The sequence below is a fragment of the Amycolatopsis sp. lyj-108 genome (assembly GCF_046549005.1).
In the GTDB taxonomy this organism is placed as follows: domain Bacteria; phylum Actinomycetota; class Actinomycetes; order Mycobacteriales; family Pseudonocardiaceae; genus Amycolatopsis.
Genome location: NZ_JAJPWQ010000007.1, coordinates 183,657 through 199,029 on the forward strand (window position 1 = coordinate 183,657; position 15,373 = coordinate 199,029).

Sequence of the window (15,373 nt, forward strand, 5' to 3'; positions counted from 1 at the left end):
GCCTGCTACTGAACCCGTGTCAAGTAGCTACGATGCCCTGATGGCGCCGAGTACTTCCGGGAAGCCCCGCAGCAGGCTGAGCACCGCCGAGCGGCGGGAACAGTTGCTGCGGATCGGCGCCCGCCTGTTCGCGGAGCGGCCGTACGACGACGTGTGGATCGAGCAGGTCGCGGACATCGCCGAGGTGTCCCGAGGGCTGCTCTACCACTACTTCCCGACGAAACGGGACTTCGTCACCGAGGTCATCAGGGCCGAGGGCGAACGGCTGCTCAAGATGACCGAGTCCGACCGCACGCTGCCGTTCGAGGAGCAGCTGACGGCCGGGCTCGACGCGTACCTCCGCTACGTCGAAGCCAACGAGGACGGCTACCGGGCACTGCACTCGGGCACGTCCATCGCCGTCGACGGCGTCCGTGAGGTGCTGGACAACAACTTCGCCGAGCAAGGGCGCCGGATCCTCGATGTCCTGTGCCCGGACAGCGAGCCGCCGGAAACCCTGCGGGTGCTCGTCCGCGGCTGGCTGGCCTTCGTCGTCGCGGTCTGCCTCGACTGGCTCAAGTACCGGCGGCTGACCCGGGACCAGACGCGGGATCTGTGCGCGAAGACGCTGCTCGACATCGTCGACCTGCCAACATGACCTCGGCGCGCTCCTCGATCAGCTTCATCCGCGCGAGCCGTTCGCCGTCGTCGTTGTGCGCCGCGGACCTGGTGACCTGCCCCGCCCACTTCCGGTAGAACATGCCGCAGGCCGCGATGAAGTAGCCGTCGGAGCACGCGTTGGCGGCGAGGATCAGCCCGGTGTCCTCGGACGCGGGCAGCGCCATCCAGCCGCCCAGCTCCAGCAGCAGGTCGCGACGGATGCACAACGTCCCGGCCACCACCGAAGACACGTAGCCGTTGCGCTGCCAGTACCGGAGGATCGCGCCGCGTTCGATCGGCCCCTCGTCCGGATCGCTGTCGACGCCCGCAGTCGTCCCGTCCGGGAGGAGGTCGAGCACCCGGCAGGTCGTCCAGCCGATCGCCGGATCCTCGAGTGCCGCGATGTCGCGCGCGAGCGCGCCCGGCGCCAGGAGGTCGTCCGCGTCGAGTGCCTTGATCAGCTCCCCGGACGCGCGGGACAACGCCATCATCCGCGCGACCCCGGGACCGCCCCGGCGACCCGAGCCGGGCAGCACTCGCTCGTCGGCGGGAAGGACGCCGTCGAGCAGACCGGTCTCGCCGTCCTCCTGCACCAGCCATTCCCAGGTCCAGCCCGGCGGGAGTTCCTGCGCGGCGAGGGATTCGTACGCCTCGGTCAGGTACGGCAAACTCGGTGGGTGGACCGGGGTGAGGACGCTGATGACCGGCATACTCACTCCGGGCGGCGAGCGGTGATCAGGAGGTGTTCCTCCGGCGGTGTCCCCGGCTCGTCCGCCGTGAAGATCTCCGAGTGGGTGGCGGTGACCTCCAGCCCAGCCGCTCCGACCCGCCGGACGAGGTCGTCCGGCGCGAAACTGGTCTCGAGGAAGGTGCGGCCGAAGAACTCCGCCGGCACGTCCTCGGCATCCCGCGGCACGGTGACCAGCGCGAAAAGCCCACCCGGAACCAGCCAGCGCGCGATGTCGGCGAGCACGGCTTCGGTGTCCTCGCGCGGCATCTGCAGGAACGGAAAGAAGGCGCAGACCGCCTCCCACGACTCGGGCGGCGAGGTCCACTCGCGCACGTCGGCGTGGACGAAGGTGGCGGCGGGAACCTGCTCACGCGCGAGATCGATCATCACCCGCGACACGTCGAGCCCGGTCACCCGATGTCCGGCCGAGGAGAGCTCCTCGGCCACCGGCCTGCCGGTCCCGCTGCCGATGTCGAGCACCCTCGACGACGGCGGCAGCGCCTTCAGCAGGTGCCGCACCGCCCTGTCGACCGCCGGTGCCCGCCCGAAGACGTCCTCGTAGGCGGAACCGATGGCGTCGAACAGCTCCGCCGCCGTGACCGGTCGGTCCATTTCGCAGCTCCCGGGTCGAGTGGATCTCCCTCGGGCGAATCTACCGTCCGGGAAGGCCGCCGTCCCGCGCGTCCTCTGAGGACGATGAGCCGGTCCGCCTGTTTAGACTGGACGCGCCGAAGTTCCTGGGGTTTGGGGTCAAGATGAGTGTGCCGAGTGACGAGTTCCACCGGATGCTGGAGGCGCTCGCCGACGTCGAGCGGTCCGACGCGAGGGAGTGGGAGTCGTTCAGCGTGCGCGGGAAGCGCTTCGGGTACTACTGGCCGCGGACCCAGACCGTCGGCCTCAAGCAGACGCTCTCGGAACAGGAAGCCCTCGTGGCCGAGCGGCCCGACGTCTTCGAGGTCCAGTTCACGGCCGGGGGATTCGGCTGGGTCGTCGTCCACCTCGACGGCATCGAATCCGATGAGCTGACCGAATTGGTTTACGAGGCATGGCGCCTGTCCGCTCCCGAAGAACTGGTCGCACTGGTGCCGCCGCCCTGCTGAGCGTTACTGCTTTTGTGTGTTGACGCGCGTCACTGTTCCGCTGGGAACGTTTTGCGGGGCAATGCGTTGTACAGAGTGTCGGTACGGATGGTGCCCCCGGGCCTCACCCTTCGCCTTCACGGAATACCGGTTCGGCCGGAGCCGTGTCGTGCCACTCGCCGAGAGGCGGCCCACCGTATCGGCCTTTGCTCCCGCTTCCGCTCGCAGGTAACCCCCAGGCCTTCGCTGAGCGGGAGCGGGTCTTTTTGTCAGGTGTTTCTCGCTTTCGGGTGTTGATGCGGGTCACAGTGGTGGGGGCTTGGGGTGGGGGAACATTTCGGGTGGTGGTGCGTTGTAGAGAGTGTCGGTACGGATGGTGCCCCCGGGCCTCACCCTTCGCCTTCACGGAATACCGGTTCGGCCGGAGCCGTGTTGAGCCACTCGCCGAGAGGCGGCCCACCGTATCGGCCACAAACTCCCGCTTCTGCTCGCAGGAACCCCCAGCCTTCGCTGAGCGGAAGCGGGACCTTTTCTTTTGTCCGCGGGTGTTTGTCGTGACCGGCGACGGTGCCCGAGTTTCGCCTGTGGTTACTGCGGGCGTTCGGCTTCGAATTCGGCTTTGCGGCGGGCCAGCCGGCTTGTGCCGCGTGCACGTCGGCGATGGACAGTTTTGTCGCCGTCGTCGATGTCAGGTGCAGAGCACACGGTGGAACGAGCAGTCCTCGTAGATAATGACTTCTTGCCGTCAAGAAGGCCCGCGACCAGTGGGCATGACGAGGGGCCCGTCGCCGGTGTGGCTGGCGGGCTCCTCGGGTTCAGCGGTGATGCAGGGTGTTGCGGCGAGGTTGTCGGAGCGGGTCTCGGTATTGGGGCGGGATGAACTCCGGTAACCCATCACCCGCCATCCGGACCTGCCAATCACCGTGGTGGATCAACCGGTGGTGGAATCCGCACAGCAGCACCAGATTCCGGAGATCGGTGGGGCCTCCGTCTGCCCAGTGATGAATGTGGTGGGCGTGACAATTCTTGGGCCGCCGGTGACAGCCGGGGAACGCGCAGCCGCCATCACGGATGTTCAAGGCGCGTCGTTGGCCGGGGGTCACGAACCGTCGCAACCGCCCCACATCCAGCGGCTCACCGGCGGCGCTCATGACGACCGGGAGCATCAGGCAGTCGCAGGCGGCAAGGCGTGCTTCGTGGGCGGTCATCGTCCCGACAAAGTCCAAGCAGGCGGTCCCGAGGCCGGATTTCAGTGCGTCGAGTCCGATGGTGACGTGGACGAGGGTGCGGTAGCCGTTGGTGCCGGGTTGGTCGGGGCAGGCGATCGCGAGGTCGAGGATGTCGACCCAGGCGTCGCCCATGCGTTCGCACTTCATCCGGAGATCGGCTTGGCCGAACTCGTCGACCGGGCGTGGTTGCGCGTAGGCCTCCAGAGCAGCCGCGGTGCGAGCACCCGTCTCATCGTCAAGCAGCCCGGTCAGCTTCCAGAAGCCGTCCTTGCGGCGCTCGAGGGTGATCTCCCGGCGCGGTTCCTTAGGTTCGGGATCCTTCGGCTCATTGCCGTCCGGATCGAGCCAGGCCAGGAGGTTCGTTTCGGCGTCCGCGAGTTGGCGGGGTCCGGCGTCGCGGGCGAGGGTGGCGAGGATCTTCTCCGCACTCGCCCGATCCTCAGTCGAGGTGTCGGAGGGGAGCTTCGTCAAGATGTCCAGGATCTGGTCGATCCGTTCATCCCCGACCAACCCCTCGGCAGCGACAGCAGCGGTAGCCGGGGCGACAGGCGGAACCTCGGTGCCATCCAAGGCCCGCGTCGGGTTCAGGGCGATGGCCCGGTTCACCACCGCACTCGCCTCACTGACCGACAATCCCGCTATATCGGCGAACCAGTTCGCCGTACGGCCATAGCCGTACAAGTCTTTGACGCCCCGAGATTCGACCTCCGCCAGGAACCGCCCCAGTCCGGCGGTGGCCATCCTGATCACCTGCAAAGACTGTTGCACGCCATGGGCAAGCTCCAGCTTGCCGGCACGCCACAGTTCCTGCGGCAACTCGGGAAGGAAAGTCTCGGACACCCCACAAGAATACCGCAAAACAATCGAACACGCGTTCGTAATTTTAAGCAACCGCCGAAGCGACACATTTACCACTGAAGGGTGAATCGCCGGGAAGTCTTCACTACTACACGACCCGGCGCAATTAGTCACCTAATTGCGAAACTCAAGCAACCGTCTTCACATAACGCCGACAGGGTGCCGAAGTCGGGCCAGTCGGCATTCTGGCCCCGGCGGAACGAATTGCTACGGCCGAGTGGTCGCAGTGCCTCCTTCGTGGCTGCACGCAGGGCGCTCGACACCTCCTCCATGGTGGCATTCAGGTCGACACCCACCCCGCCTTGACCCATGTCAGCACCCTGACATACAGTCGTCTATGTCAACAGGCTGACATGAACAGAAGGAGCAGCACCTTGCCCGCCACCGGCCCCGACTTCATCTCCCTTCAAGCGCGTGACCTCGCCGCTTCGCAGGCGTTCTACGAGCAGTACCTCGGCCTCGTCCGCTCGCCGGCCGGACCTCCGCACGCCGTCGTGTTCGAGACGAAGCCGATCGCGTTCGCGCTCCGCGACATCGTTCCCGGCACCGACCTCGCCTCGGTCGCGCAGCCCGGCATCGGTGCCGCGATCTGGCTCCACGCCACCGACGTCCAGGCCATTCACGACGCGCTCGTCGCCGACGGTCACACCATCGTTTCCGCGCCGATCGACGGTCCTTTCGGCCGGACGTTCACCTTCGCCGACCCCGACGGTTACCAGATCACCCTCCACGACCGTGGCTGAGGCGAGCACCCTGGTCTTCGGGGCTACTGGAGCATTTGGCCGCCATGTCCTGGACGCGCTGGTCGCTCGGGGACTCGGCCCCGAGACGATCACCGCGGCCGGTCGGAATCAGGTTCGCCTCGGGGAACTTGATTCCGCCGGGTTCGGCACCGCCGGCATCGATCTGTCGGATTCGGCAGGCGTCGCGGAACTGGTCGCCAGGCATTCCGACATCGTGTTGATCTCGGGCGGCGACCCGAATCGCCTCGCCCAGCACAAGTCGGTCATCGAGGCGGCGAAGAACGCGAATGTCCGGCACGTCTACTACACCAGTGGAGTTCGAGCCGACGACGACCGGTTCGAGATCAACGCGGACCACAGGGCGACAGAAGTCGCTCTCGTCGATTCCGGCGTGACGTACACGATCCTGCGGAACACCTGGTATATCGAGAACTACATCCAGGCGTTGGCGGGCCCTCGTTTCAACGGCGTTTTCGCCGCGGCGGCCGGTGACGCCGTTGTCGCGGCAGCCGGCCGGAAGGATCTGGCCGAGGCCTTGGCCGTCGTGGTCACCACAGACGGGCACGACGATGTCACGTACAGCCTCTCGGGCGACACGAACTTCACTTACGCCGACGTCGCCGGAGCGATGTCGGTCGTGCTGGGGCGAGAGGTCGCTTACCGGCCTGTCACTCCCGAAGAATTGCGGTCGGCGCTCGTCGATTCGGGGATGGACGACGGACTGGCCGGCTTCTTGGTGAGTCTCGATGAAACGATCGGCGCCGGGGTTTTCGCCCGGGTCGGTGACGACCTTTCCCGGCTCATCGGCAGGCCGACGACAGGCCTTGTCGAGGGACTGACGGCGGAGTGAGCCAGGGGTCGTGAGTGCCGCCACACACGACCCCTGGCCGTACTGAAACCTCAAGACTCCACAAGCGTCCCGTCGGTCAACCGCACCCGCCGGTCCACCTTGATCTCGGTCAGGAACCGCTCATCGTGGCTCACGACCACGAAAGCCCCCTGATACGCACCCAGCGCGCTCTCCAATTGCCCGACGCTGACCAGGTCGAGATTGTTCGTCGGCTCGTCCAGCAGGAGCAGTTGAGGTGCGGGTTCGGCGAACAGGACGCAGGCCAGGGTGGCTCGCAGGCGTTCGCCCCCGGAGAGCACGCCGACGGGGAGCCGGGTTCGCGCGCCTCGGAACAGGAAGCGGGCGAGCAGGGTCATCCGTTGCGACTCGGGGAGGCCGGGGGCGAACGTCGCGAAGTTCTCGGCGATGGTCCGGTCGAGGTCCAGAAGGTCCAGCCGCTGGGAGAGATACGCGATCCGGCCCTCGGCTCGTTTCACCACGCCGCCATCGGGCGAAAGGTCGCCGTTGAGCACTCGCAGGAGCGTCGACTTGCCGGTGCCGTTCCCGCCGGTCAGCGCGATCCGTTCGGGGCCGCGGATCGTCAGGTCGACCCCGTCGCCCGCGAAGACGGTCCGGTCGCCGTAGCGGACCTGGATGCGCTCGCCGTGGAACATCGTGCGGCCGGCGGGGACGTTGGTACCCGGCAGGATCAGCGCGATCTTCTGGTCGTCGCGCAGGGAGCGTTCGGCCTCGTCGAGGCGGTTCTTCGCGTCGTTGACCCTGGCCGTGTGCGTTTCGTTCGCCTTTCCGGCGGATTCCTGGGCGTTGCGTTTCATGGTTCCGGCGAAGATCTTCGGCAGGCCCGCGTTGCCGAGGTTGCGTGCCGCGTTGCCCGCGCGGCGTGCGGCGCGTTCGCGAGCCTGCTGCATCTCCCGTTTCTCGCGTTTGACCTCTTGTTCGGCACTGCGGACGTTGCGTTCGGCGACCTCCTGCTCGGCCTTGACCGCCGCTTCGTACTGGGTGAAGTTCCCGCCGTGGTAACGGAAATCGCCGCGGTCGAGTTCGGCGATCCGGTCCATCCGGTCGAGCAGTTCCCGGTCGTGGCTCACCAGCAGCAGGCAACCGGACCAGTCTTCGAGTACCCCGTAGAGCTTGCGGCGCGCGTCGAGGTCGAGGTTGTTGGTCGGTTCGTCCAGCAGCAGGATGTCGGGCCGTTTCAGCAGCTGCGCGGCCAGGCCGAGGGAGATGATCTGTCCGCCGCTCAACGTGCGCAGACTCCGGTCCAGCCCGAGGCCGTCGAGGCCGAGCCGGTCGAGTTCGGCGCGGGTGCGTTCTTCGATGTCCCAGTCGTTCCCGATGGTGGTGAAGTGCTCTTCGCTCGCGTCGCCGGACTCGATGGCGCTCAGGGCCGCGAGTTTGGGAGCGATCCCGAGCACCTCGGCCACGTTCAGGTCGGCGGTGAGCGGCAGCGACTGCGGCAGATAACCGAGGATCCCCTGCGTGGAGACGGTCCCGGAGACCGGCCGCAGCTCACCGGCGATCAGCTTGAGGAGCGTGCTCTTGCCCGCCCCGTTGGGCGCGACGAGGCCGGTGCGGCCACCGGGCACGGTGAACGACAGGTCGTCGAAGACCGGCGTGTCATCCGGCCAGGCGAAGGAGAGTGCGGACACGACGACGAAGACGTCTGACATGGAAATGACCTCGTGAAAGACAGCGGGCGCCTTGAAGCGGCACCGCGGTGGACGTGGCGTGAGGGGACGACAAATCGGCCACGTCGGCGTCAGCGCCGGTGGCCTGGCAACTCCGGCTCACCCGGAGATGTCGTCTTCACCTGCCACGTCTGGTCTCCATGCTCGTTGATCAGGTCCGCACCTACGATAACAAGACATGCCGGAGTGTGGCCACCGCAATCCCTCGGCGCGGCGTCGGCGAGCCGCGAATTCCGGTGCTCATTCGTTTGTTCGCGACGATTCCCGGTGATCGGTAATCGTGTGGTCGGAATCATATTCATTGAGGGTGCGGGCGGGGACTTCTAATGTTCTCGATGGCCATCACCCGATTCCTTGACCCGAGAGGTTTTTCGATGACGTCGAATGGCAGAACCCGAAGACGAATCGCGACCACGGTAACCGCACTGGGGGCGTTCGCCCTGGTCGCTCCGCCGGCGTACGCAGCCGAAACCGCTGTTCCCTGTGACTCCGCCGCGTTGGTCCAAGCCATCGCCGAGGCCAGCGCCACCCCCGAGCCGGACACGCTGTCCCTAGCGGCGAAGTGCGTCTACACGCTCACGTCGGCCGCCGATGTCTACTGGAAATCCGGACTGCCTTCCATCCAGGGAAAGCTCACCGTCAACGGTAATCACGCCACCATCGAACGCGCCAAGGACGCGCCCCGATTCCGGATCATCTTCAATTGGGGCGACCTGACCCTCAACGAAGTGACGATCGCCGGCGGTCAGGCTCCGGACGGTGTCGGTGCCGGTTCCTCTGGCGTCGGGAATCCGGGCGAGTCCGGCGGCGGTATCAAGAACTGGGGTCCGCTGACCATCACCGACAGCGTCATCCGCGGCAACGCCGCAGGCTCGGGTGCTCCCGGTGCCGCCGCCACCGCCACCACGAGTGCCGGTAGCGGCGGCTACGGAGGCTCCGGCGGTGGGATCTCTTCCTACGGTTCCCCGCAGGTCACGTTGACGATCACCCGCACCTCGATCACCGGTAACGCCTCCGGCTCCGGTGGCCAGGGCGGAAACGGTGTGGCCGCCAAGCCGGGTGGCCAAGGCGGTCCCGCCGGCTTCGGCGCCGGTGTCGACGTGCTCGCCGGCACCGTTCTGCGGCTCACCGACAGCGTCGTCACCGGCAACGGTGCCGGGAGCGGCGGCAAGGGTGGCTCGGGAGGCGCGGAGGGCGGTGGAGCCGGACACGGCGGCAGTGGCGGCACGGCCGGCGGCGTGATGATGTCGACCAGCGGAGGTGTGCTGCTGAATCCGGTCATCACCCGCACCACCATCACCGGCAACCAGGCGGGACGCGGCGGCGATGCCGGCGTCGCGGGGCAGGGCGGGTACTCCGGGTTGTCCGGTTACGGAGGTCGCGGCGGCGGAGTCGTCGTGTTCGACGACAGTCTCACGCTCGACGCGGCGACGGTCAGCGACAACGCCGCGGGTGAGCCCGGGACCGGTTCCTACCCTCTTCCGGCCTCCGGGGGCGGCATCCACACGATCAACGCACACGTCGCGCTGGTGAACGGGGCCGTGTTGAGCGGTAACCGGCCCGACAACTGCACCTACACCGCGGACGTACCTGGCTGCGTGAACGGGTTCCGAGCCGTCGGGGCCACTGGGCAGGACTTGCGGGCCGCCGCGGAACGCGCGGTCGTCTCGGCAGCGCGCTCCCGCGCGTAGAGGTCAGGAAAGGGTCGTTCAGGACGAAAACGTCCTGAACGACCCTTTCCTGACACTCGCCCTCAGCTCAGCCCGTTGAGGCTGATCGCCCGCGCGTACCAGAGCGCGCTTCGCTTCGGCGTCCGTCGCTGCGTCGCGTAGTCGACGTGTACGAGGCCGAACCGCTTGGCGTACCCCTCGGCCCATTCGAAGTTGTCGAGCAGCGACCAGTAGAAGTACCCGCGCAGATCGACGCCTGCCTCGATCGCCTCGTGCGCGGCACGCAGATGCGAGTCGAGGAAGGCGATCCGATCGGTGTCCGCGATGTCGCCGCCGATGAGGGCGTCCGGATAGGAAGCGCCGTTTTCGGTGATGTACAACGGGATCGGCCGATAGTCGCGATGGACCTGAAGCAGGCATTCGGTCAGCCGCGAAGGCTGGACCTCCCAGCCCGAGTCGGTGCGCGGCGCCGTCTCGTCGGGGACGAAATGGACGTCGGGGGCGCCGAGCCAGCCGGTGTCCGCCGGTTCACTGCCGGGCCGGGGCGTTCCCGCCACCTGGTAGCCGCGGTAGTAGTTGATGCCCAGCCAATCGATCGGGGCGGCGATGGTCGCGAGATCGCCGTCCCGCAAGAGCTCCTCGATGCCGAGCGGCGCCAGGTCGGTCAGCAGATCCGCCGGGTACGAGCCGCGAAGCACCGGGTCCAGGAACAGCCGGTTCTGCAGGCCGTCGATCCGGCGTGCGGCTTCGACGTCCACAGTGGACGAAGGATCGACGGCCGACACCGGGTACAGGTTCAGCGTTATCCCTGACGACGCCGCCGGGGCGTGCCGCCGCAGGACGTCCATCGCGAGCCCGTGCCCGAGCAGCAGATGGTGCGTGGCGGCGACGGCGGCACGGGGTTCCTGCCTGCCCGGTGCGTGGATCCCGCGCGCGTAGCCCAGCATCGCGGCACACCACGGTTCGTTGAGGGTGGACCAGTGCGCCACTCGGTCGCCCAAGCGCGCTACGACCGTTTCGGCGTACTCGGCGAACCGGAAGGCGGTCTCGCGTGAGGCCCAGCCACCCTCGTCCTCCAGAGCCTGGGGGAGATCCCAGTGATACAGCGTCGCCCAGGGCTCGATCCCGGCTTCGAGTAGCTTGTCGATGAGCCGGTCGTAGAACGCGAGCCCGCGGAGGTTCGGTGTGCCGCCGTCGGGCCGGATTCGCGGCCACGACAGGGAGAACCGGTAGGCGCCGAGCCCGAGCCGTCGCATCAGGTCGACGTCTTCGGTGTAGCGGTGGTAGTGGTCGGCGCCCGGTTCGCCGGTGTCGCCGCCGACGACGGCCCCGGGGCGGCGGGCGAAGACGTCCCAGATCGAGTCGGTCCGGCCGTCGGCGGCCGTTGCCCCTTCGACCTGGTAGGCCGCGGTGGCGGCGCCCCACACGAATCCGGGCGGGAACAGCAGCGCGGTCTTCGCCCGGACACTGTCGGGATGTGCGGACATGGTCACCCTTTCACGGCACCTTGCATGATCCCGGCCACGATCTGGCGGCCGAGGAGGAGGAAGACGATGAGGATCGGGATGGTGGCCAGGGTGGTCCCGGCCAGCACCAGCGAATAGTCGACGTAGTAGCCGCTCTGCAGCTTCTCCAGCGCCAGCTGGACGGTGGGGTTTCCGGCGTCCAGCACGACGAGCGGCCAGAGGAAGTCGTTCCACGAGGTCATGAACGTGAACATCGCCAGGATCGCCGCCGCCGGGCGGACCGCGGGCAGGCAGACGTTCCAGAAGATCCGGATCATGCTGCACCCGTCGACCCGCGCCGCTTCGATCAGTTCGTACGGCACGGCGTCCACTGTGTACTGACGCATCCAGAAGACGCCGAACGCGGTCACCAGGTTGGGCACGATCACCGCTTGCAGCCCGCCCGCCCAGCCGAACTCCGACATCGCCATGAACAGCGGGATGATGCCGAGCTGCGTCGGCACGGCGAGCGTGATGACGATGAACACGAACAACCCGTTCCGGCCGCGGAACCGCAGTTTGGCGAAGGCGAACCCGGCCAGCGCCGAGAACAACACCGTGGTGAGGGTGACGGTGCCGGACACGATCAGGCTGTTCGCGAGCGCCTTCCAGAACGGCACCGTGTCGAACACCCTGGCCGCGTTGGCGAAGAAGTTCCCGCCGGGCAGGAACGGCGGGACCCGCTCGGTGAGCATCCCGCTGTCCCGGCTCGCCACCAGGAACGACCAGTAGAACGGGAAGAGCGAGCCCAGCACGAAGATCGCGAGCACGACGTAGGTCGCCCGGCGCGGTTTGCCGAGCGCCGAGACACTCCGCTTGAATCCGCTGTGGATGGTGGTCACTTCTTCTTCACCGCCGGGTTCCTGGCGAGCCTGCCGGTGAGGAAGAAGTTCACCAGCGCGATCAGCACGATGATCACGAACAGCACCCACGCGATCGCCGAGGCATAGCCGAGTTCGTAGTTCTCGAAGGCCGTTTGGTACAGGTACAGCGTCACGGTCTGGAACTGGTTGGACGAGCCGCCGTTGTTCGATCCCGGCATGGCGTCGAACAGTTTGGGCTCGGTGAAGATCTGGAGTCCGCCGATCGTCGAGGTGATGGTGACGAAGATCAGCGTCGGCTTCAGCAGCGGCAGCGTGATGCTGAAGAACCGGCGTGCGGCTCCCGCGCCGTCGATGAGGGCGGCCTCGTGCAGTTCCTTCGGGATGGCCTGCATCGCCGCCAGCACGATCAGCGCGTTGTACCCGGTCCAGCGCCAGTTCACCATGATCGCGATCGCGACATGGCTGCTGAACCGGCCTGCCTGCCAGTCGACCGGGTCCAGTCCGATGGTCTGCAACAGGCCGTTGACCAGCCCGTACTTCGGCCCGAACAGGTTCGCGAAGATGATCCCGAGCGCCACCAGGCTGGCGGCGTAGGGGAGTAGGACGCCGACGCGCCAGCCGGTCGCCCCGCGGAGCCTGGCGCTCAGCAGCGCCGCCAGGAGCACCGCGATGATCAGCTGCGGAACGCTGGAGAGCAGGAAGATGCTGACGGTGTTCTCGAGCGCGTTCCAGAACTGCGTGTCGGCGAACAACTCCTTGAAGTTGTCCAGCCCGATGAAAACGGGATTGTCGTCGCCCGCCTCCCAGCTGAACAGCGACACGTACGCCGTGTAGAGCAGCGGGAACAGCCCGACGATCCCGAACACGATGAAGAACGGGGCGATGTAGAGGTACGGCGAGACCTTGACGTCCCAGCGGCTCAGCCGGTGGCGAAGGGTGGGCCGGGGTGACGTGCGCACCCCGGCCTTCCTCCCCTCCGGCGCGATCTTGTCGACGACGGTCATCGGTCAGCGCGTGATCTTCTTCGCGGCGTCGAGCAGTTGCGTCCAGCCCTCGTCCGCGGACTTGCCCTGTTCGACGGCCTGCAGTGCGGGGCTCGACGCGTTCTCCTGGATCTGGCCGTCACCGGGGCCCTTGTACTGCGGCTTGGCGACCTTCTTGGCCTGCTCGGCGAACAGCCGGCCGATATTGGCGCCACCGAAGTAGGCGTCGGTCTCGTTCAGCAGCGCCGGGTCCTCCAGCGCCTTGACCTGGCTGGGGAAGGTGCCCTTCGCCTGGAACGCCTTGATCTGCTGCTCGGGCGCGGTCAGCCAGGCGGCGAGTTCGGCCGCCTCCTTCGGGTGCTTCGACTGCGTGGGCACGGTCAGGTACGAACCGCCCCAGTTCCCGCCGCCGCCGGGGAAGGCCGCGGTGACCGCCCACTTGCCGGCGTTCTCCGGGCCGGAGTGCTCCTCGATCACGCCGAGCATCCACGCGGGGCACACCTTCGTGGCGAAGGCGCCCTGTTTGAACCCGGAGTTCCACTCGTTGCTGAACGCGGTCAGCTTGGCCGACTGTCCTTTCGCGACAGCGCCGGTCACCTTGGTCCAGGCGTCCTTGATGCCCTGGTTGGCTTCCACCGCGAGCTTGTCGTCGTTGCCGATGTAGCCGCTGGGGAGCTGGTTGACCATGGCGTTGAAGTTCTGCGCGGCCGAGTCGAACCACGCCTTCCCGCCTGCCTTGGCGACGTACTGGTCGCCCGCCGCGAAGTAGCTGTCCCAGGTGGCGAACAGGGGTTTGACCGCTTCGGGGTCGGACGGCAGGCCCGCCGCCTCGAGCATGTCCTTGCGGTAGCACATCGCCAGCGGGCCGATGTCCGTGCCGTAGCCGATGACCTTGCCGTCCTTGGTCTTCGCCGCGTCGTACTTCCAGCCGAGCCAGCGGTCGGGGGAGGCCTCCGCCGGGCCGATCTTGGGCAGGTCGTTGAACTTCGAGCCCTTGTCGAGGACGTTCGACAGATGCCCTTCCTCGACGGCGGTGACGTCGGCGAGGCCGGAACCCGCCGCCAGTTTCGTGATCAGGTCCTGGTGGTACGGCCCGCCCTGGCCGGTCTTGCGGTGGGTGATCTTGATGTTCGGGTGCAGTCGTTCGTACTCGGGAATGAGCGCCTCGTAGCCGAACTCGGTGAACGTCGCCAGCGACAGCTCGACCTTCGCGTTCGGGTCCGACGCCGCGGGCGCCGCGCCGTCGTCACCGCCGCACGCCGCCAGTCCGAACGTCGTCATGGCGATACCCAGTGTCAGCACCAGGCCGTTCCGGATCCTTCTCACGTGTCATACCCCTTGCCGGTGGGAGGGAACGCCGTCGCGTCATGACCAGAAAATGGGAGCGCTCCCAGGATGCGCAGAGTCTGTCGCCAAGGTATGGCCGTGTCAAGGGCTCGTAATGAGAGTGTTTCCATCAGGGGAGCGCTCTCAGTGCGGAGGGCCGCCGGACACTAAGCTGTGGGTGTCCGGATGGAGTTGAAGGGTGAAGGTGACGCGGGTGGGGCCTCGACCAGGGGAAGACGGCAGGCCGACGCTGGAAGACGTCGCCGCGTCCGCCGGGGTCAGCCGGTCGACGGCGTCCCGGGCGCTGAACGACGACGGCTACGTCAGCGCGCGCTCCCGCGAGCGGGTCCAGGCCGCGGCCCGCGAGCTCGGCTACTCCCCGAACCAGGCGGCCAGATCCCTGGTGACCAGGCGGACCGGCGCGGTCGCGGTCGTGCTGTCGGAGCCGGAGGCTCGGCTGCTCGACGACCCGTACCGCACCGCGGTCATGCGCGCGGGCTACCGCGAACTCGCCGACATCGGCTGCCAGATGGTCTTGATCTTCAGTGACACCCGCGAGGACCTCGACCGCACGGTCCGGTTCCTCGACGGCGGGCACGTCGACGGCGTGCTGGTGTTCGCGCCACACCGCACCGATCCGTTGCCCAAGGCGTTGCGGCAGTTGAGGATCCCGGTGGTGTACGGCGGGCAGGCGGCCGGGCTCAAACGCGGTGTCCACGTCGTCGACTTCGACAACGAGGGCGGCGCGAAGCTGGCTGTCGCGCATCTGGTCGAGGCCGGCCACCGCCGGATCGCCACGATCGCCGGTCCGCAGGACCAGAGCGCGGCGATCGACCGGCTCTCCGGCTGGCGAAAGACCCTGCTCGACGCCGGGCTCGACCCGGGGGACCTGGTCGAGGAGGGCGACTTCACCCTCACCGGTGGCGCGAAGGCGATGTCGAACCTGCTCGCGCGGCGCCCTGACCTCGACGCCGTCTTCGTGGCCAGCGACATGATGGCCCTCGGCGCGCTCCGCACCCTGCATTCCGCCGGACGGCGGATCCCCTCCGACGTCGCCGTCGTCAGCTTCGACGACAATGCGACCTTGGCGCCGGAGATGGACCCGCCGCTGACCTCGGTGCATCAGGACCCGCGCGAGCAGGTCCACGCGATGGTCGAGACCCTCCTGGCGCTGATGGACGACCGCGAGCTCAAGCCCCGGCAGCGGATACTGCCGGTGTCGCTCACTCGTCGCGCTTCGAGCTGAGCC

At 67.4% G+C, this 15,373-nt stretch carries 14 protein-coding genes; 6 read left to right on the top strand and 8 right to left on the bottom strand.

Going from position 1 to position 15,373, the window contains the following annotated elements; all coding sequences use genetic code 11:
- Nucleotides 1-40 precede the first annotated feature (40 nt).
- Complete coding sequence (locus ACLJO0_RS25410; RefSeq protein ID WP_410580878.1) at nucleotides 41-637, top strand: TetR/AcrR family transcriptional regulator; 597 nt, start codon at nucleotides 41-43, stop codon at nucleotides 635-637.
- Here the strand turns inward: ACLJO0_RS25410 and ACLJO0_RS25415 are convergent.
- Both ACLJO0_RS25415 and ACLJO0_RS25420 read right to left on the bottom strand, forming a co-directional pair.
- Nucleotides 555-1,349, bottom strand: a complete 795-nt coding sequence (locus tag ACLJO0_RS25415; protein WP_410580879.1) for a glycosyltransferase — start codon at nucleotides 1,347-1,349, stop codon at nucleotides 555-557. The genes ACLJO0_RS25410 and ACLJO0_RS25415 overlap by 83 nt on opposite strands.
- A 2-nt stretch (nucleotides 1,350-1,351) precedes the next feature.
- A complete protein-coding gene (locus tag ACLJO0_RS25420) occupies nucleotides 1,352-1,981 on the bottom strand; it encodes a class I SAM-dependent DNA methyltransferase (protein ID WP_410580880.1) in 630 nt (209 codons plus the stop codon).
- 143 nt (nucleotides 1,982-2,124) lie between these two features.
- Between ACLJO0_RS25420 and ACLJO0_RS25425 the strand changes: the two genes are divergently transcribed.
- Nucleotides 2,125-2,469, top strand: coding sequence for an MmcQ/YjbR family DNA-binding protein (locus tag ACLJO0_RS25425; RefSeq protein ID WP_125796908.1), 345 nt, complete (start codon nucleotides 2,125-2,127; stop codon nucleotides 2,467-2,469).
- Between the two features lie 794 nt (nucleotides 2,470-3,263).
- Here ACLJO0_RS25425 and ACLJO0_RS25430 read toward each other — a convergent pair.
- Nucleotides 3,264-4,517: a DUF222 domain-containing protein gene (locus ACLJO0_RS25430; protein ID WP_410581248.1), complete on the bottom strand. Its 1,254-nt coding sequence runs from the start codon at nucleotides 4,515-4,517 to the stop codon at nucleotides 3,264-3,266.
- A gap of 392 nt (nucleotides 4,518-4,909) precedes the next feature.
- On the opposite strand from ACLJO0_RS25430, the gene ACLJO0_RS25435 reads away from it, so the two are divergent.
- Both ACLJO0_RS25435 and ACLJO0_RS25440 read left to right on the top strand, forming a co-directional pair.
- Nucleotides 4,910-5,278: a VOC family protein gene (locus tag ACLJO0_RS25435; RefSeq protein ID WP_125782750.1), complete on the top strand. Its 369-nt coding sequence runs from the start codon at nucleotides 4,910-4,912 to the stop codon at nucleotides 5,276-5,278.
- Nucleotides 5,271-6,128, top strand: coding sequence for an NAD(P)H-binding protein (locus ACLJO0_RS25440; RefSeq protein WP_410580882.1), 858 nt, complete (start codon nucleotides 5,271-5,273; stop codon nucleotides 6,126-6,128). The genes ACLJO0_RS25435 and ACLJO0_RS25440 overlap by 8 nt, the downstream gene beginning before the upstream one ends.
- A 50-nt stretch (nucleotides 6,129-6,178) precedes the next feature.
- Here ACLJO0_RS25440 and abc-f read toward each other — a convergent pair whose 3' ends face one another.
- Nucleotides 6,179-7,798, bottom strand: coding sequence for a ribosomal protection-like ABC-F family protein (gene abc-f, locus ACLJO0_RS25445; RefSeq protein ID WP_410580884.1), 1,620 nt, complete (start codon nucleotides 7,796-7,798; stop codon nucleotides 6,179-6,181).
- A gap of 392 nt (nucleotides 7,799-8,190) precedes the next feature.
- Between abc-f and ACLJO0_RS25450 the strand changes: the two genes are divergently transcribed.
- Entirely contained in the window at nucleotides 8,191-9,507 is a 1,317-nt protein-coding gene (locus tag ACLJO0_RS25450) for a hypothetical protein (RefSeq protein ID WP_410580885.1), read from the top strand.
- Between the two features lie 62 nt (nucleotides 9,508-9,569).
- On the opposite strand, the gene ACLJO0_RS25455 is transcribed toward ACLJO0_RS25450, so the two are convergent.
- From ACLJO0_RS25455 to ACLJO0_RS25470, 4 genes are read right to left on the bottom strand one after another with little or no spacing between them, the layout of a single operon-like run.
- Nucleotides 9,570-10,979 (bottom strand): GH1 family beta-glucosidase, encoded by a 1,410-nt coding sequence (locus tag ACLJO0_RS25455; protein WP_410580886.1) that lies wholly within the window; start codon nucleotides 10,977-10,979, stop codon nucleotides 9,570-9,572.
- Nucleotides 10,976-11,833 carry a carbohydrate ABC transporter permease gene (locus ACLJO0_RS25460; RefSeq protein ID WP_410580887.1) on the bottom strand — a complete coding sequence of 286 codons (858 nt, stop codon included), beginning with the start codon at nucleotides 11,831-11,833 and terminating at the stop codon, nucleotides 10,976-10,978. Before ACLJO0_RS25460 ends, ACLJO0_RS25455 begins: the two co-directional genes overlap by 4 nt.
- Complete coding sequence (locus ACLJO0_RS25465; protein ID WP_125795500.1) at nucleotides 11,830-12,819, bottom strand: carbohydrate ABC transporter permease; 990 nt, start codon at nucleotides 12,817-12,819, stop codon at nucleotides 11,830-11,832. The genes ACLJO0_RS25460 and ACLJO0_RS25465 overlap by 4 nt, the downstream gene beginning before the upstream one ends.
- A 3-nt stretch (nucleotides 12,820-12,822) precedes the next feature.
- Complete coding sequence (locus tag ACLJO0_RS25470; RefSeq protein ID WP_410580890.1) at nucleotides 12,823-14,124, bottom strand: ABC transporter substrate-binding protein; 1,302 nt, start codon at nucleotides 14,122-14,124, stop codon at nucleotides 12,823-12,825.
- 199 nt (nucleotides 14,125-14,323) lie between these two features.
- Between ACLJO0_RS25470 and ACLJO0_RS25475 the strand changes: the two genes are divergently transcribed.
- Nucleotides 14,324-15,370, top strand: a complete 1,047-nt coding sequence (locus tag ACLJO0_RS25475; protein WP_199746746.1) for a LacI family DNA-binding transcriptional regulator — start codon at nucleotides 14,324-14,326, stop codon at nucleotides 15,368-15,370.
- The last annotated feature ends 3 nt before the right edge of the window (nucleotides 15,371-15,373 follow it).